This is a genomic window from Polynucleobacter sp. 15G-AUS-farblos, from assembly GCF_018882445.1.
Taxonomy (GTDB): domain Bacteria; phylum Pseudomonadota; class Gammaproteobacteria; order Burkholderiales; family Burkholderiaceae; genus Polynucleobacter.
Genome location: NZ_JACVOM010000004.1, coordinates 37,978 through 55,539, shown reverse-complemented (window position 1 = coordinate 55,539; position 17,562 = coordinate 37,978). Strand labels below are relative to the sequence as shown.

The window sequence follows — 17,562 nt, the reverse complement described above, 5'->3', positions numbered from 1 at the left end:
TTTCAAAACCGTAAACCTCACGAATGAATATCCTCATCTTTGGTAAAGACGGTCAATTAGGTAAAGCGTTTCCATCTTTATTTGAGAGCGCAACTCAACTGAGCAATATACAAGTCCAGTATGTCGGGCGTAGTGACTGTGACCTGTCACAGACGGATGCAGTCAAGCAATGCCTAATTGATGCAAAGCCAGATCTCATTATTAATGCCGCAGCTTATACGGCCGTGGATAAAGCTGAAACCGAAGTTGAGCTTGCTTTTGCTATCAACGCAAAAGCACCCGAAGTCATGGCTCTATATGCTGCCGAACATGGCGCCACTCTCTTGCATTACTCCACCGACTATGTTTTTGATGGAAGTAAAGCAGGGTATTACCAAGAAGATGATGAACGCAATCCTTTAGGAGCCTACGGTAAAAGCAAGGCTGCCGGCGAGCTTGCGATTGAAAGGGCATTCTCTGATTCTGCTCGCGGCCAATATGCAATCTTCCGTACCAGTTGGGTCTATGGAGTAGGTGGCAATTTCATTAAAACGATTTTGCGTTTAGCTAAGGATCGTGAAGAGCTCAAAGTAATTCAAGATCAAGTAGGGGTTCCTACATCCGCCAATTGGCTAGCCGCAGTCAGTCTGGATTTGGTTCTCAATTCCAATGGCCAACTTCAGACTTTTGATTCAGGTATCTACCACGCTGTGCCGCCTGGTGAGACCAATTGGTACGCCTTGGCATGTTTGGCTATTGAGTCTGCAAATGCTGCTGGGGCCTCATTAAAGCTATCCCAGAGTGCGATTAAGCCCATTATGGCCGTAGAGTACCCATTACCAGCCCCTAGGCCCATGAATTCTCGTATGGCAACGGAGAAGCTCAAGCAGGCGATTGCAGCTGCTGGGGATGTGTCAAAATTGCAGCGTTGGAATAAACCGTGGTCTGAAGATGTGCAGGCCTATGTGCAGCAATTGGCTAAAGATGGCCAGATATAACAGTAGATAAAAAATGGCAATCAATCGTAAGGGCATTATTTTGGCGGGTGGGTCTGGTACACGTTTGTATCCAGTGACTCAAGCCGTTTCTAAGCAGTTGATGCCTGTGTATGACAAGCCGATGGTCTACTACCCCCTGACGACTTTAATGTTGGCAGGCATCCGAGATATTTTATTAATCTCTACTCCACATGACACGCCGCGATTCTCTGAACTCTTGGGCGATGGTTCCCAGTGGGGCCTCAATATTCAGTACTGCGTTCAGCCCTCTCCAGATGGCTTGGCACAAGCATTTACTCTGGGCAAAAACTTTGTGGGTAATGATCCAAGTGCTCTGGTGCTTGGCGACAACATTTTTTATGGTCACGAGCTGGTTGGTCAATTAGATAGCGCGAATCAAAGAACAAGTGGTGCCACCGTTTTCGCTTATCACGTGACTGATCCAGAGCGTTATGGTGTGGTTGAGTTTGATCAGCATTACAAAGCCCTTTCGATTGAAGAAAAGCCGGCTAAACCGAGAAGTAATTATGCAGTCACTGGCTTGTATTTTTATGACAATCAAGTATGCGATGTTGCAGCATCGATTAAGCCTAGCGCTCGTGGAGAGTTAGAGATTACGGACGTCAATCGCTTCTACTTAGATAAAAATGAACTGAATGTCGAAATCATGGGACGTGGTTTTGCCTGGCTTGATACCGGCACTCATGACTCTTTATTGGATGCTGCCGGTTTTATTGCTACCTTACAAAAGCGTCAGGGCCTGATGGTTGCGTGTCCTGAAGAGATTGCCTACCGCCAAGGCTGGATCAGTGCTGAAGTAGTCCAAAAAGTAGCCGCGCAGCTCAGTAAAAATAGCTATGGTCAGTACCTGAATAAAATTTTGCATGAGCTCAATACCTCAGCTCAGCCTATCTCTTTGTCTCCAAAGAAATAAAGGATATAAAGATTGTCTAACTCAAAGCTCCAAGTTACCCCAACTGCAATACATGATGTATTGATTATTGAGCCTAAGGTATTTGGCGATGAGCGCGGCTGGTTCACGGAGTCTTTTAATGCGCAAGATTTTGCGCAGGCAACTGGGCTCTCTGTGGAGTTTGTGCAAGATAACCATTCTTTTTCTAAGCAATGGACTTTGCGTGGCTTGCACTATCAGTTAGAGCATGCCCAAGGTAAGTTGGTGCGCGTGGTTGCTGGCAGCGTCTTTGATGTTGCGGTAGATATTCGGAAATCCTCCCCTACTTATGGCAAATGGGTAGGAGCTGAGCTCAGCGCACAGAATCACAAGCAAATGTGGATTCCTGCAGGTTTAGCTCATGGCTTTTTAGTCTTATCAGAGGCCGCAGAATTTTTATATAAAACGACCGACTACTATCATCCTCAGAGTGAAGCCTGTTTGGTTTGGAATGATCCTAGTGTTGGTGTGCAGTGGCCCTTACCAGCCGGAATTACTCCGAATATGAACGCCAAAGACCTGAATGGCTTGGCTTGGGACGCAGCACCCAAGTTTTAAATCTTTCTTGCAGTAAAAAATAAGATAATGCTCCTATGAGCACTGCTGCACCCAAAATCCTCTTAGTGAAACTCTCCTCTCTAGGGGATGTACTTCACAATTTACCGCTGGTCTGGGATTTACGAGCGCGTCTACCGAATGCGCAAATTGATTGGGTTGTAGAGGAAGCTTACGTTCACTTGCTTGAACCATTGCGCACTAGAGAAGGTTTTAAGGGAATTGACCGAATTATTCCTTTTGGCTTGCGGCGCTGGAAAAAACATCTTTTCAAGCTTTCCACTTGGCAACAATTTTTTGCTTTTAAGAAGCAGTTGCAAGCAGTGACTTATGACACTGTGATTGAGACCCAGGGCTTATTGAAATCCGCTCTTGTTTGCGCACTAGCTAATAAGTCACCCAATGCAGTAGTGGCGGGTTTAGCTAATGCTACGGAGTTTTCAGGTTACGAGCCAGCTGCTAGATTTTTCTACGGACACTTAGTGCAAGTTCCCGTGCAGACCCATGCCGTCGACCGTTCGCGTATGGTGATGTGCTCTGCATTGGACTGGCCTGCGATTCAGCGTAGTGATAGTCCTCAGTTTTATGGATCACAAATACAGGTCAATTTGGCTAAGCCTGTATTGCCAGAATTAAAAACACCGTACGTATTATTTTTTCATTCGACTGCGCGAGAAGCGAAGCGTTGGTCTAATGAGGCTTGGATTACTTTGGGTAAAGAGTTGGCGAGTCGTGGTTATCAAGTGGTTTTGCCATGGGGCAGTTCCGCTGAAAAGGCTGTGAGTGTTGCATTGGCCAAACAGATTCCCAATGCTTTGGTACCTCCAGGCTTTTCGATTGAAGATGCCTTCAAGGTAATTGTAGGCGCTGCTCTGACTGTTGGGGTGGATACCGGCTTAACCCATTTAGCAGCGGTAATGGGCCTACCCACTATAGAAATTTATTGCGATTCTCCGCGTTGGAAGACAGAGGGATATTGGGCTTATCACATTCGTAATGTAGGTGATATGCAATCACCACCAGATGCTACTGAAGTTGTTAAAGCTTCTTTAGAGTTGCTGACTCGACCTACTTAAGCACTAATTTTAAGTGCTAAATACCTTACTCTTAACGCAGTAGAGTATTAATAGAAATAAGGTCTTCATCCGAAAGCGCAGCAGCATTTGCTTTCAATTTAATTGCATTGAGGATAGTGTTGTAGCGCGCTTGTTGCAATTGTGAGCGGGTGTTGATCAAAGTATCTAGAGCAATCAACACATCGATGTTAATTAAGGTACCCACTTGGAAGCCGAGTTTGCTGGACTCTAGTGCAGAAGTAGAGGAACGCTCTGCTGCTTCAAATGCCTTGACGCTAGCCAGACCACCATAAAAGCCAGTGAAGGCTGCACGCGTATTTTGTGCTGCGGTCCGCCTTGCATTATCAAAGTTGGCTTTGGCGGTATCAACTAAAGCGGCATTCTGACGAATGACAGAGCTGGCATATCCACCCGATACCAATGGGATATTCATTTGCAAGGCAATCGTGTTGTTATATACGTTGGTATTGTTTGGTTGAAAGCTATTCGGAGTACCGTTAGAAGTGTTGTAGCCACTCGTACCGATCAAGTTAATAGACGGATAGTTCAAGGCTTGCGAGCCACGATAGGTACTCTCAGCTAAATTCACGCTGAGCTGGCTAGCGAGAACGTTAAAGTTTGCCGATTCTGCTTGCCTGATCCAGTCGTCTAAGGTTTGGCCTGGAGGCAGTTGCGGATTTACGCTTTCAGCAATCGGTATATTTTTGGCGTCTTTATTTTTAGTGCGCGGATCCTGAATTACACCATCAATTCTGGCTTCTTTAATCAAGGGCTTGAGTAGACCAACAGGGCGGCCCACCAGCTGCTCGAGTACGCCACGCTTCACTATCAAATCAGCTTGCGCTGCAATCTCTTGTGAGTTCGCTAAATCTAGAGCGGCTTGTGCTGTATTAACATCCACAATCGTTGCCAGGCCCGCATCAAATTTTGCTTGAGCAATTTCGAGTTGCTGCTTAATCAAGCTCTTTTTGTTGCGATAGAGCGCAACGTTATCTTGGCTTGTTAATGCATCGAAATAAGCCTGCGATACGCGAATAATTAAATCTTGTTGCGCTAAATAGAAACGCATATCAGCCAGCTTGGTATTTAAATCACCCTGCTTAAAGGCTTCTAGCGCGGTGAGGTTAAAAATAGGCTGAGTGAGTGTGACTGTGTAATTCTTTTGATCGAAAACGCGGGAGTTGCCCGGTGTCGTTGAGACTGCAGTTGAGCCAGCGCCATGCTGGAAGTAACGAGTGCCACCGGGTGTTGCATTGGCTTGTGGCAGCAATAGTGAAAGACCTTGCCAATAGAGTTCTTTGCTTGCTTGGTAATTAAAGCGAGCTGCATTTAATACTGGATCGCTAAATGCAGCCTCTTGATACAAAGAAATTAAATCGCTCATGCGATTGCTATCTACTACCCCAGTATTACCCCCAGTTACATTAGAGGGCGTTGCTTGAAGGGGTATTGCTGGTTTAGGTGTTGCTAGAAACTGTGGCGGCTTATCAAGACCAGTGAGTGATTGAACACTGACTGTTGACGGCAGTGATGGAGGTGCGCCATTGGCACTTTGTCCCCAAGCATTGTCTGATCCCCATCCAAGGCCGAGTGCTTGACTCAGAATCAAGCTGAATGCTGTTATCTGAGGAAGGTGGGGGCGGCTTGGGATCATGTAATTCAGAAGCTTATTCAATGTGCCATGCAGTTTAAGGCTAATTTATCGAAATTGCTCATTTCTGAGCTATTTTGCCAAATAGTCTAAATCCTGCCTGCTTACCTATAAAATTTAGCCCATGGATCTAATTTTGTTTGCTAAAGCGGTAATTCTGGGGGTGGTCGAGGGCTTAACGGAGTTTTTGCCGATCTCCAGTACAGGGCATCTGATTTTGGTCGGGGATTTATTGGATTTCAATGACGACCGCGGTAAGGCTTTTGAAGTCATCATTCAGTTTGGTGCCATCTTGGCGGTTTGTTGGGAATTTCGCCATAAGCTTTTGAGCGTTGCCTCCTCTTTTCAAACGAGTCCGCTTGCTCGTCGTTTTGTGCTCAATCTGCTGATTGCCTCGATTCCGGCGATGGGTCTCGGTTTCTTATTTGGCAAACACATTAAGGCAGTCTTATTTGCCCCCATACCAGTTGCTACAGCTTTTATTGTTGGTGCCCTAGTGATTTTTTGGGCAGAGCGTCGACAGCTTCATCTGAGCCCTTCAGAAAGAGCCATTCACTCAGTGGATGACTTAACACCTTTAGATGCCCTCAAGGTTGGCCTTGCGCAGTGCGCTGCTTTAATTCCCGGTACATCACGATCAGGCGCCACCATTATTGGCGGCATGTTGTTTGGTATTCCAAGAGTCGTTGCAACAGAGTTTTCTTTTTTCTTGGCGATTCCAGTGATTGGTGGAGCAACCGCATATGAATTACTCAAGCTTTGGAAATCCCCTGTGAGCTTTTCTGGGGCTTATAGCTTAGCGATTGTGATTGGCTTTATATCGGCGTTTATCTCTGCTTTTATTTGTGTGCGCTGGCTGATCCGTTATGTAGGCCATCACAACTTTGTTCCGTTTGCTTGGTACCGAATCGCCTTTGGTTTGTTAGTACTGATTACGGCCTATACCGGCTTAATTGCTTGGTCTCATTAATTTATCGATAGACTTTTAGGAATCAATATGGATGCATCCATTGATGCGATTACAAATAATATTCAGCTAGCCTTGGCACCTGTTTTTTTATTGACAGCAGTGGCTACTTTGCTCAATGCAATTTCAACGCGATTGGCCAGATCAGTAGATCGCATGCGATCAATTCAAAAACTGATTCATTCAGATCCAAATTTGACCGATGCAGTGCGTGCACAAATGCGGATTGAGGCCAATGAGGCAAAGACTCGTGGTCGTTTGTGCACTGCGGCGATCTTTTTTGATGTTTTGAGCGGCCTCTTTATTTCTTTAACAGTGCTTGAGCTCTTCTTCTTTCAGGCCGGAGCTGTGAAATCAATGCAAACAGCCTATGTGATTTGGACCTTTGTGCTGGGTTTAGTGTCCTTTATGACCTCATTGGCATTTGTATTGGCTGAAGTGGTGTTTGCTTATCGCTCGGCCGGCTGGGACTCGCCTCATCACTAAGTGATTGATGCCGTAAAATTAGCAGTACTTTAATTAAAGACAGACAATATGAACAAAATTCTCATTACTGGTGGCGCAGGTTTCCTGGGCTCGCACTTAACTGAAAGACTTTTAAAAGAGGGCAATGAAGTATTGGTCGTAGACAACTTTTTTACTGGCTCTAAGCAAAATTTAGCCCACCTATTGTCTAATACTAATTTGGAAGTCATGCGTCACGATGTGACCTTTCCGCTCTACGTAGAAACCAATCAGATTTACAACTTGGCTTGTCCGGCCTCTCCTGTGCATTATCAATATGATCCAGTGCAGACAACCAAGACGAGTGTCCATGGCGCCATCAATATGTTGGGTCTAGCCAAGCGCACTCGCGCACGTATTTTGCAAGCCTCTACCAGCGAAGTCTATGGTGATCCTGAAGTACATCCTCAGCCTGAAGAATATTGGGGAAGAGTAAATCCAATTGGGATTCGCTCTTGCTATGACGAAGGTAAGCGCTGCGCTGAGACTTTATTTTTTGATTATCACCGTCAACATGGCTTAGATATTAAGGTCGTACGTATCTTTAATACCTATGGTCCTCGCATGAACCCGCATGATGGTCGTGTGGTGAGCAACTTTATTGTTCAGGCTTTGGAAGGCAAAGACATCACGATTTATGGCGATGGTCAGCAGACACGCAGCTTTTGCTATGTGGATGATTTGATTGAAGCCTTTGTTCGCATGATGAATTCTGAAGCAGGTTTTACTGGACCAGTGAATACCGGTAATCCTGGTGAATTTACGATGCTGCAATTGGCTGAAACCATTTTGCGTCTCTCTGGCAGTAAATCAAAATTGGTATTTGAGCCGCTACCTTCAGATGATCCAAAGCAACGTCAACCCAATATCGAATTGGCTAAGGCCAAGCTGGGTTGGGAGCCTAAAGTCAATTTGGAAGATGGCCTCAAAGAGACGATCGCCTACTTTAGGAAGGTATTGGCTTAATTTGCCTTCGTATCCAGTAGAGCGTATTCGCTCGTTTGTTTTAAGGGCGGGCAGAACAACCGCAGGTCAGCAGCGCGCTCTTGATGAGTTGGGCCCTCAATTTTTAGTCCCCTTTGTAGATGGGCGCGTTGATCTCCAGGACCTTTTCCAAGGCTCAAGCAAGCCAAAGATTCTCGAGATAGGTTTTGGCATGGGTGAGACGACGGCCAAAATTGCCGCTCTTCGACCCAATGATGATTTTTTAGCAATCGAGGTTCACACCCCTGGTGTGGGGGCGCTGCTCAAGTTGATTGGCGAAGCGCAGCTGACCAATCTTCGACTCATTCAGCATGATGCAGTTGAGGTCTTGGAGAAAATGCTTGCCGAGAATGTTTTAGACGGTATCCATATTTATTTTGCCGATCCCTGGCATAAGAAACGTCATCACAAGCGCCGCTTAATTCAGGCGGACTTTGTGAAGTTATTGGTATCTCGCCTAAAGCCGGGTGGCTATATCCATTTGGCTACTGACTGGCATAACTATGCGGAGCAAATGCTGCTGGTTCTCAATGCAGAAGTAAGTTTGCAAAATACCTCTGCGCAGCAAATCCAGATTGAGACCTTTGGTGTAGCAGATGCTGCAAAAGAGGGTGAGTCTTCAAATGAATTTAAGCCTACGCTCGAGCAACTCAATACTGTACACGCTGGCTATGTAGAAAGACCGGCGTATAGGCCGGTCACCAAGTTTGAGAGCCGTGGCATCAAGCTAGGCCACGGTGTTTGGGATTTAGTCTACAAAAAGGTTAAGGCTAACTAGGTCAATCGAAACTCTAAGAACTCAGCCTTCTTAGAGCGTAATACAAACGTACTTCAACTCCAAGTACTCATCCATACCAAAGACGCTACCTTCTCTGCCTAAGCCAGATTGCTTGACTCCGCCAAAGGGTACGACTTCATTGGCAAGGATGCCGCTATTGACGCCAACCATGCCGTACTCAAGCGCTTCAGCAACCTTCCAGATGCGACCGATATCACGACTGTAGAAGTAGGATGCAAGGCCATACTGACTATTGTTAGCTAACTCAACTACTTCATCATCACTTTCAAAAGGAATAATTGGTGCTACGGGACCAAAGGTTTCTTCATAAGTGATCAGCATATTACTAGTAACGTTTGCCAAAATTGTTGGCTCGTAGAAAGTGCCGCCTAAAGGTGAAGGCTTGCCGCCTGTGACTAACTTAGCACCTTTACTGAGAGCATCTGCAATATGTCTTTCTACTTTTTCTAGGGCAGCATGATCAATCAATGGGCCTTGAGAGACGCCCGCATCCATGCCATTGCCTACTTTGATGGTTTGTACAGCCTTAGAGAATTTTTCTACAAAGGCATCATGTACTTTTTTATGAACATAGATGCGATTAGCGCAAACACAAGTTTGTCCAGAGTTGCGATATTTGGAAGCAATCGCTCCAGTTACTGCAGCATCAATATCCGCATCTTCAAATACGATGAAAGGGGCGTGACCGCCGAGCTCAAGTCCTAGCTTCTTCACGGTGGGTGCGCACTGAGACATCAAGATACGACCCACTTCAGTCGATCCTGTAAAGGAGAGGTGGCGAACTACGGGTGAAGCACAAAGTGTTTTGCCAATCGCGATAGATTGGTCTGCATCAGCAGTGACAATATTCATCACGCCCTCTGGAATGCCAGCGCGAATCGCCAGTTCAGCCAATGCTAAAGCCGACAAGGGTGTTTGTTCTGCAGGCTTGATGACGATGGTGCAACCTGCTGCCATTGCTGGTGCAATTTTGCGGGTAATCATCGCATTGGGAAAATTCCAAGGTGTAATGGCTACGCATACGCCGACTGGTTGCTTGAGCACCATGAAGCGTTTGTCACCCCAAATTGTCGTGGGGATAGTCCCAGAAACTCGCTTCGCTTCTTCTGCGTACCACTCAATAAAAGAGGCGCCATAAACTACTTCACCTGCGGACTCGGTAAGGGGTTTACCTTGCTCTAAGGTCATCAGAATGGCCAGGTCATCTTTGTTTTGCAGGATTAAATCAAACCATTTGCGCATTAAGCCAGCACGTTCCTTGCCGGTGATGCTCTTCCATTTAGGAAAGGCTGCATTCGCAGCGGCAATCGCTTTGTCTGCATCTGCTGCATCTAAATTAGCAACCTGCGCAATGATTTCATTATTAGCGGGATTATTAATTGGGAAGGTTTTCCCTGAGCTTGACTTAACCCATTTGCCGTTAATAAAAGCCTCTTCTTTAAACAGGCTTGGATCTTTTAAGAGCTTGCGAATATCAGTTGTCATGGTGCGCTTTAAATAGTTGCTGCTTGGGGGTTAAGGGAAAGTAAAAATCATTTTATCCCTCAGAGATCATACTTGTATAGATGCTGTATATCTGGTGCCTAGCTGCTGTATAGCGCTTGTATAGATGCTTGTATAGATCATTGGGAGGCCCAAAAGAAAAGCCCCCTATCTACATCTATTCGGGGGCTTTGGCTTAGCCGTATGGCTGATGGTGCTTAGCTGGCTTGAATTTCAGTACTGCGTAGTTTTTGAGCTAAGAGATCCAATACGCCATTAACGTATTTATGACCATCAGTACCGCCAAAGGTCTTCGCCAATTCGACTGCTTCGTTGATTGCCACTTTATAAGGTACGGACAAGTCAGCGGCTAATTCATAGGTGCCGATGAGTAGGGCCGCGTGCTCCACAGGTGAAAGCTCATTGATTGGACGATCCAGGGCTGGTGTAATGATGGCTTCAAACTCATCTGTACGATCCAGTACGCCTTCAAAAATACCCTGAAAGAGCTCATGTTGGCAGCGACGAAACGCAGGATCTTCTGCTAATTGCTTGGCGATAGCAGCTTTATTAGGAATGCTGCCCGCACGACGCATCACTAGGCTTTGGTATACACCTTGAAGGGCGTACTCACGTGCGCGACGTCGTGGAGTGAGGGAGCGCTTTGGTGCGCTAGGCTTACCGTCTTTTGATGCGGGATTATTTGGAGGAGTGGTGCCAGATTTAGACATATTCGTCATTACTCTTCGCTAGAGTTGATCTCAATATCGAGATCAGGAGTCAATGCTAAAGCCAGATTGGCCATTTCTACTACTGCTTTGGCGCAATCAGCGCCTTTGACATCAACGCGAACGTGCGCTTGCTCATCAGTATCACAAGTGAGAATGCCATTCGCGATGGGCAGTCCAGATTCAAGGCAGATGCGTGTAATGCCCGCAGCAGATTCGTTTGAAACCAACTCAAAGTGATAGGTTTCGCCGCGGATCACTGCACCAAGTGCAACAAGGCCATCAAATTCACCGGTCTCTACTAACTTCTGTAGTGCAAATGGAATTTCTAATGCTCCAGGGACGGTCACGAGTTTGATGTCTTCCTGTGCAACGCCTAGAGCCAAGAGTTCAGTGATACATGCATTGGTGAGTGCCACACAGTGCTCTTCATTAAAACGCGCTTGCACAATACCAATGCGTAAATCTTGTCCGTTCAGATCGGCTGCTAAGACGCCAACAAAGTCATTGTTTGAGCTAGTCATGATGTTTATTTTTCTATATGAGGAGCAGTATAGGGGGCATAACCAGTCACCTCTAGTTTGTAGCCAGAAAGACTTGGTACTGGGTTGGGGTTAGCAAGTAAACGCATTTTGCCAACACCAATATCTTTAAGAATTTGTGCGCCAATGCCATAACTTCTGAAATCAGTTTTGCGGGCTAATGGTGTTGAGTCTTCAGTCTTGCTGCCATTCAGTTTTTGAAATTGCGCTAACCAGTCACCATCACTCGGAGCTGCAATGCCAGAGGCGTTGAGTAGAACTGCAACCCCTGCCTTTGAGCTAGCGATTTGTTGCAGAGCTTGAGCCAATGGCCATGAATGCGTACTGACTTTAGCTTCTAAGAAATCCAATACAGTGACCGGCTCGTGAACACGCACCAAGGTTTCTTGATCTTCAGTAGGTTGGCCATGGACTAAGGCAATGTGAATACATGAGCTGGGTTTGTCGCGATAAATAACACCCTTGAATTTTCCCCAAGGGGTAGTAAATTCACGCTCACCTTCGCGCACCACAATACTTTCATGTTGGCTGCGGTACTGAATGAGGTCGGCAATGCTACCAATCTTGAGCTGATGCTCTTGAGCAAATTCCAGTAAATCAGGAAGACGAGCCATGCTGCCATCATCCTTCATGATTTCACAAATGACAGAAGTTGGTGAGCAACCAGCCATAGCTGCCAGATCGCATCCAGCCTCAGTGTGACCTGAGCGAATCAGAACGCCACCAGGTTGGGCCATCAATGGAAAGATGTGACCAGGTTGAACGAGATCACTAGGTTTTGCATTAGGCGCGACCGCAGTTTTTATCGTTAGCGCACGGTCTGCTGCTGAAATACCGGTAGTCACCCCAGTGGCAGCTTCAATCGAAACTGTGAAATTCGTACCCATAGAGGTGCCGTTATCGCGCACCATGAGGGGAAGGTTTAATTGCTGACAACGCTCGCGGGTCAGAGTAAGGCAAATCAATCCACGGCCATATTTGGCCATGAAATTGACGGCCTCAGCAGTCACGTGATCGGCAGCTAGGACCAGGTCACCTTCATTTTCACGATCTTCCTCGTCAACCAAAATGACCATCCGCCCGGCGCGGAGCTCGGCGATGATTTCTTCGGTAGGGGCAAGTTTATTTGGCATAGCTCTCCATTTTAAGCTGATGAGGCAATTGCGGTGATCTCTTACAGTAATACCCCAACTTTCCGACAGGAAGAGCCTCTTAGAGGTGTTTTAGAAGGCCGAGTGTATCTAGAAAATGAGGTATGCCCTTAATAGCCCGTCATTTCTCCAAAGCGCAATCACCAATTAGTATTCCCCAGAAAAAAGAGATGCAACAGGGCTTTGTTTTGCTTGAGGCTCTCCTTGCCATGAGTCTCATCGTGGGAGCGTGGATGGGAATGGTCCAGATTTATCAAGGATTGGCTCTGCACCAGACCAAGCTGCAAACCGAAAAAGTACAACTGAGAAAGGAATCTGATGTTTTTGAACTTAGCGAGCACGCAAGATCTCACGCTCATGGATCTGTAAAGCATGAATCTTCTCGAGTGCTTAGTCGGTCTCGCGCTATGCCTAGTGCTACTGAAGCCCCTCTTAAAAACAAGCGCAGATTTGGCAGCTAAACAAATTCAGTATGAGAAAACTCAAGCACTCATAGCTGATGGTGATAGGGCACTTGAGTTGATTGGGCGCGCTATTCGTATGGCGGGTTATCGCAATATCAATACGTCTACTGTTAGTAGTAAAAAAGTTGATACGAAACAGTTCATTCTCGTTGAGAAAAAATCGGGCTATCGTGGTTCCGACTTTTTAAAAACACATCATGGACTTTCTGGTCAAGCCGATTTGGATTGCATCGGCAATACCATGACATCTGATCGCACAAAACATCAGATGGCTTACCAAGGATTTTTAGTAGAGCGTCAAGCGGGTATTCCTAAAGGCGCAAAAGTCAATGGAGGATCTTTGATCTGCCAGTCTTTGGATCGTCAAGGGCGCATACAAAATACGACGCTGATGAATGGCGTGAATACATTAAATATCGAAGAGATGGATTCATCCCATGCTGCAAGGAGCGGCGAGCAAAAGCTTTATCGCATTAGGCTTCAGATGACCGATGGCCGTTCCTTGAATGTAGATCTGGAACGCACTTTTGCTACGCGGAACCTGCTGTGATCTTAGCTTGGGTCTTGGCTCTCTTGCTACTGGTGTCTTCTTTAATTAGCTATTTGGAGCGCATGACGGCATTGAGCATAATTGAGACAAGCACCATGAGGGCTGCACATCGTCATTTTGTCGCAGCCGAAAAAGCCGTCATGGAGTGCGAGCAGAATATTTCTCAAATTACGGTCTTGACAGAAAATCATTGCTTCATCCAATCTGCTGGAAAAAATATTTGGCTGATTTCTAGTAAGCAAAAACCCAGTATTCAAGTATATGTTTATTTGGATGAAAAAACAGGCATCGCGACTCGTTTAAATTGGCGGCAATCTTTTGAGTAAATCATTCCACCAACAATTTGGGGGAAGTCTTTTGGAGCTCATGGCTGTGGTATTGATTGTGGCGATCATGGCCATGATGACAATGCCACTTCTGCAAGAGCAAATTGCTAAACGAGAAATCGAAACGATTGCTAGGCGATTTATTGCACATGCCCACTTTGCTCGTAATCAGGCTTTGCATTTAGGTACCCCGGTGCTCATCAGCCCCCGCAAGGAAAATCAGTGGGAGAGTGGTTGGCTTGTGAAGGGCGCTTGTTTAGGTAAGACTAAACAAGTTGACTGCAATACTCGGAATTGGTTTTCACAAGAAGGAATTTATCCCATTTACTTTAAGGGTGGAGGTAAAGGCTTTAGTGATCCGCACTCCAATCAAAAAGGCGTTTTGTTTAATGCCGCTGGCGCTGCTAAAACAGGTCAAGGTGGGTTTGTGGCCAATCGTTTAATCCTAGGGCATCAGAAAGCACCCCATCTAGAGCGGCAGTTGATTATGGGAAGCGGCGGGCGTTGGCGGATCTGTGATCCCAGTACAGATTCGAAGGGCTGTAAATAAGCCGTATCGCCTGAAATTAGCCCAAATTTGGCACCGAGCTAGACAATCGGTTTTAATAGACCCATGTATAACGCAGTTGACCACCAATTGATGAGCGAGGCCTTGGCCCAGGCTCAAAAAGCACTTTATTTATCCAATCCCAATCCGCGTGTTGGATGTGTGATCGTGAAAGATGGGCAAGTGATTGGTCGTGGACATACCCAAAAGGTAGGCGGATCTCATGCAGAGATTCAGGCTCTAGCGGATGTTAAGGCAAATGGTTTTAGCGCTGAGGGATCAACGGTTTATGTGACCTTAGAGCCTTGTAACCATACCGGACGAACTCCTCCTTGTGTTGATGCACTCATTGCAGCAAAGCCGGCGATGGTAGTAGTAGCTATGTCAGATCCAAATCCCTTGGTTGCAGGTAAAGGCTTAGAGCGATTAAAAGCTGCTGGTATTGATGTGCGCTGCGGCTTGCTTGAGGCAGATGCGCAAGCGCTGAACCGAGGTTTTATTTCTCGCATGACCCGTGGCTTGCCCTGGGTGCGATTGAAAATTGCTGCTAGTTTAGACGGCAAGACCGCTTTAGCAAATGGACAGAGTCAATGGATTACTGGCCCACTTGCTCGAGCTGATGGACATCACTGGCGTGCACAAGCTTGTGCGATTGTGACTGGTGTTGGTACTGTTAAAGAAGATGATCCCAGTCTCAATGTGAGAGAAGTCGATACCTATCGTCAGCCTTGGAAAATCATTGTGGATTCCAAATTAGAAACACCACCAGCTGCAAAGATTTTCAATCACCTTGATGGCGCTGGCGTGATGATTATCTGTGCTCATTTGAATACTCCTGAGCTGCAGCAAAAAGCAAAACTATTTCAGGAGCGTGGGGTTGAGATCATCGAAATGGCTAACCCCCAGGGCAAAGTAGACCTGCCAAGATTGTTTGCTTATCTTGCGCAAGAGCGCGAGATGAATGAAATTCATATTGAGTCGGGTTATAAATTAAATGGCTCTATGTTGAGAGAAAACTGCGTAGATGAATTACTTCTCTACTATGCGCCCTTCTTGATGGGGGATGGCATCGGGATAGCAAATATCACACCTTTGCAGGGATTAGAGCAGCGTCAAGATTGGCAGATCATTGATCACAGTCTCTTTGGCCCTGATTTACGCTTACGTTTGATTCGGAATTAAAATCTCACTATGTTCACAGGAATCATCACCGCCGTAGGTCAAATCAAAAGCGCTCAAGCAAAGGGCGATGGATTACATTTGCTTGTTGAAGTACCAGACGGATATCTAGATGACGTGGCGCTAGGCGATAGCATTGCCATTCAAGGTGCTTGTATGACCGCAACCCAACTGGAAGCTAATACCTTTGCTTTGGATATCTCACGTGAATCTTTAAACAAGACTGTGGGTCTTGATAAAACAGGCCCCGTCAATTTAGAGAAGGCCTTACGTCTCAATGATCGCTTAGGTGGTCACTTGGTGAGCGGACATGTAGATGGCGTTGGTAAGGTGGATCATTTTGCGCAAGTCGCAGCGGACGCTTATGGCTCTTGGCTTTTGCGTATCGAAGCACCCAAAGCTTTAGCAGCCTTCTTGGCTTACAAAGGGTCTATCGTTGTGAATGGCGTGTCATTGACCGTGAATCAAACGGAAGATAATGCTAATGCATGTTTAGTAGATATCAATATCATTCCGCACACACTCGAGAACACTACACTGGGTAAGTTAAAGCAAGGTGATGCAGTCAATTTAGAAATTGACTTAATTGCGCGTTATGTTGCGCGCATGATGAATTTCATTCAGCCCTAGTTAGAAGTCGCTTTAACCCTACTTGCATTAGTCCCAATTTGGGACTATAATTGGTGAATGAGAGTTATAGCCAAAAAGCACTTAATACAGTTTTGGGTGGTTCATAAAAGCGCAGAACAACCCTTAAAAGCCTGGTATGAAGAGGCAGCTAGTGCTAATTGGCAGTCTCCCCAAGATATTAAAAATCAATATAGAAATGCCAGCTTTGTTGGTAATAACAGAGTTGTTTTTAATATCAAGGGCAATGATTACAGGTTAATTGTGGCGGTTGCCTACCGAATTGGCGTGCTTTATATAAAATTTATAGGTAGCCATGCCGCATATGACAGCATTGATGCTAAGACAGTGAAGATGGAGGGTATATGAAAGATTTAAGACCCATTCGCACCGAGGAAGAATACGAATCAGCATTGGCTGAGGCATCTGACTTTGTGGATCATGAGCCATTGCCCGGAACTAAAAAAGCAGATCGCTTTGAAATGCTAATAATGTTAATTGAAGCCTATGAAGCTAAACATTACGATATTGCCCCACCCGATCCTATTGAAGCTATTAAATTTCGCATGGAGCAAGCCGGCTTAACTCCTAAGGATTTGCAGCCAATGATTGGTGGGCTGAATCGTGTGTATGAAATCCTAAATCGCAAACGGCCATTAACATTGAAAATGATTTGGAAACTCCATTCCATGTTGGGAATACCTGCGCAAAGCTTAATACAACAAGCAGATGAGTTACGTGCAGCGTGAGTTAGTTTTTGCGATACCTTGTAGGATCGGGTAAGTTTGCTTGCTTAAAGCCTGCTTGTCGCAAACGGCATGATTCGCATTCGCCGCATGCTTCCCCTAAATCATTGGCTTGGTAGCAAGAAACAGTTTGCGAGTAATCCACGCCTAAGGTACTTCCTAGTTCAATAATCTGGGCTTTGCTCATGCTGATGATGGGGGCATGCACACGAAAGCGATTTTCATGATTGATGGCTTCCACACCTGCTTTGGTAGCTAGGTTAGCCATTTCCTCAAATGAGGCGACATATTCAGGGCGACAGTCTGGGTAGCCGGAGTAATCAACTGCATTAGCCCCGTAGAAGATATCTAAGCCGCCCAGTGATTCGGCCCATCCCAGTGCAAGTGACAGCAAGATCGTGTTCCGGGCTGGAACATAGGTCACCGGAATCTCATGATCTTTACCTGGCGTAGTTGGCACTGCAATTGCAGAATCCGTTAGTGCTGAGCCACCAAAACGAGTGAGGTCTAGGTTCACCACTTCATGGCGAATAACCCCCATCTGCTTTGCAATATGTTTTGCGGCCGCCAACTCAGAGGAGTGACGTTGTCCATAGCCTACAGAAAGTGCATAGGGGACGTAACCGAGATCTTTAGCTAAGGCCAGTATGGTGCTGGAATCAAGACCGCCTGAAAAGAGGATGACTGCAGGCGCATTTGGTTTGCGGGGAGCAAAAGATGTAAAGGCTGCAGACAACGAAGACATTGCTAATACT

The 17,562-nt window shown here is 46.0% G+C and carries 22 protein-coding genes; 16 read left to right on the top strand and 6 right to left on the bottom strand.

The window, feature by feature from the left end; genetic code table 11:
* The first annotated feature begins 23 nt into the window (after positions 1-23).
* Genes rfbD through waaC form a run of 4 tightly spaced genes read left to right on the top strand, consistent with a single transcriptional unit; the run spans position 24 to position 3,560 of the window.
* Positions 24-977: a dTDP-4-dehydrorhamnose reductase gene (gene rfbD / locus ICN41_RS07250; RefSeq protein WP_216292285.1), complete on the top strand. Its 954-nt coding sequence runs from the start codon at positions 24-26 to the stop codon at positions 975-977.
* Between the two features lie 19 nt (positions 978-996).
* Positions 997-1,911 carry a glucose-1-phosphate thymidylyltransferase RfbA gene (rfbA, locus tag ICN41_RS07245; RefSeq protein WP_216292529.1) on the top strand — a complete coding sequence of 305 codons (915 nt, stop codon included), beginning with the start codon at positions 997-999 and terminating at the stop codon, positions 1,909-1,911.
* A gap of 12 nt (positions 1,912-1,923) precedes the next feature.
* Positions 1,924-2,487, top strand: coding sequence for a dTDP-4-dehydrorhamnose 3,5-epimerase (rfbC, locus tag ICN41_RS07240; RefSeq protein ID WP_216292284.1), 564 nt, complete (start codon positions 1,924-1,926; stop codon positions 2,485-2,487).
* A gap of 35 nt (positions 2,488-2,522) precedes the next feature.
* On the top strand, positions 2,523-3,560 hold the full coding sequence (gene waaC, locus ICN41_RS07235) for a lipopolysaccharide heptosyltransferase I (protein WP_216292283.1): 1,038 nt from the start codon (positions 2,523-2,525) through the stop codon (positions 3,558-3,560).
* 31 nt (positions 3,561-3,591) lie between these two features.
* Here the strand turns inward: waaC and ICN41_RS07230 are convergent, their stop codons facing one another.
* Complete coding sequence (locus tag ICN41_RS07230; RefSeq protein ID WP_216292282.1) at positions 3,592-5,214, bottom strand: TolC family protein; 1,623 nt, start codon at positions 5,212-5,214, stop codon at positions 3,592-3,594.
* A 121-nt stretch (positions 5,215-5,335) separates the two neighbouring features.
* Between ICN41_RS07230 and ICN41_RS07225 the strand changes: the two genes are divergently transcribed.
* Genes ICN41_RS07225 through trmB form a run of 4 tightly spaced genes read left to right on the top strand, consistent with a single transcriptional unit; the run spans position 5,336 to position 8,444 of the window.
* Positions 5,336-6,181, top strand: a complete 846-nt coding sequence (locus ICN41_RS07225) for an undecaprenyl-diphosphate phosphatase (protein WP_216292281.1) — start codon at positions 5,336-5,338, stop codon at positions 6,179-6,181.
* A 27-nt stretch (positions 6,182-6,208) separates the two neighbouring features.
* The gene (locus ICN41_RS07220; protein ID WP_216292280.1) at positions 6,209-6,664 is read left to right on the top strand and encodes a DUF2721 domain-containing protein; all 456 of its coding nucleotides are present in this window, start codon (positions 6,209-6,211) and stop codon (positions 6,662-6,664) included.
* A 48-nt stretch (positions 6,665-6,712) separates the two neighbouring features.
* Positions 6,713-7,648, top strand: coding sequence for a UDP-glucuronic acid decarboxylase family protein (locus ICN41_RS07215; protein WP_216292279.1), 936 nt, complete (start codon positions 6,713-6,715; stop codon positions 7,646-7,648).
* Between the two features lies 1 nt (position 7,649).
* Positions 7,650-8,444: a tRNA (guanosine(46)-N7)-methyltransferase TrmB gene (trmB, locus tag ICN41_RS07210; RefSeq protein ID WP_255537934.1), complete on the top strand. Its 795-nt coding sequence runs from the start codon at positions 7,650-7,652 to the stop codon at positions 8,442-8,444.
* A gap of 30 nt (positions 8,445-8,474) precedes the next feature.
* Here trmB and ICN41_RS07205 read toward each other — a convergent pair whose 3' ends face one another.
* From ICN41_RS07205 to ribBA, 4 genes are all read right to left on the bottom strand, one after another.
* Positions 8,475-9,950: an NAD-dependent succinate-semialdehyde dehydrogenase gene (locus tag ICN41_RS07205; protein WP_216292277.1), complete on the bottom strand. Its 1,476-nt coding sequence runs from the start codon at positions 9,948-9,950 to the stop codon at positions 8,475-8,477.
* A gap of 215 nt (positions 9,951-10,165) precedes the next feature.
* Entirely contained in the window at positions 10,166-10,687 is a 522-nt protein-coding gene (nusB, locus tag ICN41_RS07200; protein WP_370629112.1) for a transcription antitermination factor NusB, read from the bottom strand.
* A complete protein-coding gene (ribH, locus tag ICN41_RS07195; RefSeq protein WP_216292276.1) occupies positions 10,687-11,199 on the bottom strand; it encodes a 6,7-dimethyl-8-ribityllumazine synthase in 513 nt (170 codons plus the stop codon). The genes nusB and ribH overlap by 1 nt, the downstream gene beginning before the upstream one ends.
* 5 nt (positions 11,200-11,204) lie before the next feature.
* The gene (ribBA, locus tag ICN41_RS07190) at positions 11,205-12,350 is read right to left on the bottom strand and encodes a bifunctional 3,4-dihydroxy-2-butanone-4-phosphate synthase/GTP cyclohydrolase II (RefSeq protein WP_216292275.1); all 1,146 of its coding nucleotides are present in this window, start codon (positions 12,348-12,350) and stop codon (positions 11,205-11,207) included.
* Positions 12,351-12,472: 122 nt separating this feature from the next.
* On the opposite strand from ribBA, the gene ICN41_RS07185 reads away from it, so the two are divergent.
* The 8 genes from ICN41_RS07185 (at position 12,473) to ICN41_RS07150 (ending at position 16,810) form a co-directional block, all read left to right on the top strand.
* Positions 12,473-12,829, top strand: coding sequence for a hypothetical protein (locus ICN41_RS07185; protein WP_216292274.1), 357 nt, complete (start codon positions 12,473-12,475; stop codon positions 12,827-12,829).
* Positions 12,819-13,382, top strand: a complete 564-nt coding sequence (locus ICN41_RS07180; RefSeq protein ID WP_216292273.1) for a hypothetical protein — start codon at positions 12,819-12,821, stop codon at positions 13,380-13,382. The genes ICN41_RS07185 and ICN41_RS07180 overlap by 11 nt, the downstream gene beginning before the upstream one ends.
* Positions 13,379-13,708, top strand: a complete 330-nt coding sequence (locus tag ICN41_RS07175; RefSeq protein ID WP_216292272.1) for a hypothetical protein — start codon at positions 13,379-13,381, stop codon at positions 13,706-13,708. The genes ICN41_RS07180 and ICN41_RS07175 overlap by 4 nt, the downstream gene beginning before the upstream one ends.
* On the top strand, positions 13,701-14,258 hold the full coding sequence (locus tag ICN41_RS07170) for a Tfp pilus assembly protein FimT/FimU (RefSeq protein WP_255537933.1): 558 nt from the start codon (positions 13,701-13,703) through the stop codon (positions 14,256-14,258). The genes ICN41_RS07175 and ICN41_RS07170 overlap by 8 nt, the downstream gene beginning before the upstream one ends.
* Positions 14,259-14,321: 63 nt before the next feature.
* Complete coding sequence (gene ribD / locus ICN41_RS07165) at positions 14,322-15,437, top strand: bifunctional diaminohydroxyphosphoribosylaminopyrimidine deaminase/5-amino-6-(5-phosphoribosylamino)uracil reductase RibD (protein ID WP_216292271.1); 1,116 nt, start codon at positions 14,322-14,324, stop codon at positions 15,435-15,437.
* Between the two features lie 9 nt (positions 15,438-15,446).
* Positions 15,447-16,064: a riboflavin synthase gene (locus tag ICN41_RS07160; RefSeq protein WP_216292270.1), complete on the top strand. Its 618-nt coding sequence runs from the start codon at positions 15,447-15,449 to the stop codon at positions 16,062-16,064.
* Positions 16,065-16,121: 57 nt separating this feature from the next.
* On the top strand, positions 16,122-16,430 hold the full coding sequence (locus ICN41_RS07155) for a type II toxin-antitoxin system HigB family toxin (protein WP_216292269.1): 309 nt from the start codon (positions 16,122-16,124) through the stop codon (positions 16,428-16,430).
* On the top strand, positions 16,427-16,810 hold the full coding sequence (locus ICN41_RS07150; RefSeq protein ID WP_216292268.1) for a type II toxin-antitoxin system HigA family antitoxin: 384 nt from the start codon (positions 16,427-16,429) through the stop codon (positions 16,808-16,810). The genes ICN41_RS07155 and ICN41_RS07150 overlap by 4 nt, the downstream gene beginning before the upstream one ends.
* Position 16,811: 1 nt before the next feature.
* Here the strand turns inward: ICN41_RS07150 and queC are convergent, their stop codons facing one another.
* Complete coding sequence (queC, locus tag ICN41_RS07145; protein ID WP_216292267.1) at positions 16,812-17,552, bottom strand: 7-cyano-7-deazaguanine synthase QueC; 741 nt, start codon at positions 17,550-17,552, stop codon at positions 16,812-16,814.
* Positions 17,553-17,562: the final 10 nt, after the last annotated feature.

Coding starts and splice junctions, on each gene's coding strand:
- ICN41_RS07155 (WP_216292269.1), top strand. CDS start 16,122: ATGAGAGTTATAGCCAAAAAGCACTTAATACAGTTTTGGGTGGTTCAT.
- ICN41_RS07150 (WP_216292268.1), top strand. CDS start 16,427: ATGAAAGATTTAAGACCCATTCGCACCGAGGAAGAATACGAATCAGCA.
- queC (WP_216292267.1), bottom strand. CDS start 17,552: ATGTCTTCGTTGTCTGCAGCCTTTACATCTTTTGCTCCCCGCAAACCA.
- ribD (WP_216292271.1), top strand. CDS start 14,322: ATGTATAACGCAGTTGACCACCAATTGATGAGCGAGGCCTTGGCCCAG.
- ICN41_RS07160 (WP_216292270.1), top strand. CDS start 15,447: ATGTTCACAGGAATCATCACCGCCGTAGGTCAAATCAAAAGCGCTCAA.
- ICN41_RS07185 (WP_216292274.1), top strand. CDS start 12,473: ATGCCCTTAATAGCCCGTCATTTCTCCAAAGCGCAATCACCAATTAGT.
- ribBA (WP_216292275.1), bottom strand. CDS start 12,350: ATGCCAAATAAACTTGCCCCTACCGAAGAAATCATCGCCGAGCTCCGC.
- nusB (WP_370629112.1), bottom strand. CDS start 10,687: ATGACGAATATGTCTAAATCTGGCACCACTCCTCCAAATAATCCCGCA.
- ICN41_RS07205 (WP_216292277.1), bottom strand. CDS start 9,950: ATGACAACTGATATTCGCAAGCTCTTAAAAGATCCAAGCCTGTTTAAA.
- ICN41_RS07230 (WP_216292282.1), bottom strand. CDS start 5,214: ATGATCCCAAGCCGCCCCCACCTTCCTCAGATAACAGCATTCAGCTTG.
- rfbD (WP_216292285.1), top strand. CDS start 24: ATGAATATCCTCATCTTTGGTAAAGACGGTCAATTAGGTAAAGCGTTT.
- ICN41_RS07215 (WP_216292279.1), top strand. CDS start 6,713: ATGAACAAAATTCTCATTACTGGTGGCGCAGGTTTCCTGGGCTCGCAC.
- ribH (WP_216292276.1), bottom strand. CDS start 11,199: ATGACTAGCTCAAACAATGACTTTGTTGGCGTCTTAGCAGCCGATCTG.
- ICN41_RS07225 (WP_216292281.1), top strand. CDS start 5,336: ATGGATCTAATTTTGTTTGCTAAAGCGGTAATTCTGGGGGTGGTCGAG.
- waaC (WP_216292283.1), top strand. CDS start 2,523: ATGAGCACTGCTGCACCCAAAATCCTCTTAGTGAAACTCTCCTCTCTA.
- ICN41_RS07220 (WP_216292280.1), top strand. CDS start 6,209: ATGGATGCATCCATTGATGCGATTACAAATAATATTCAGCTAGCCTTG.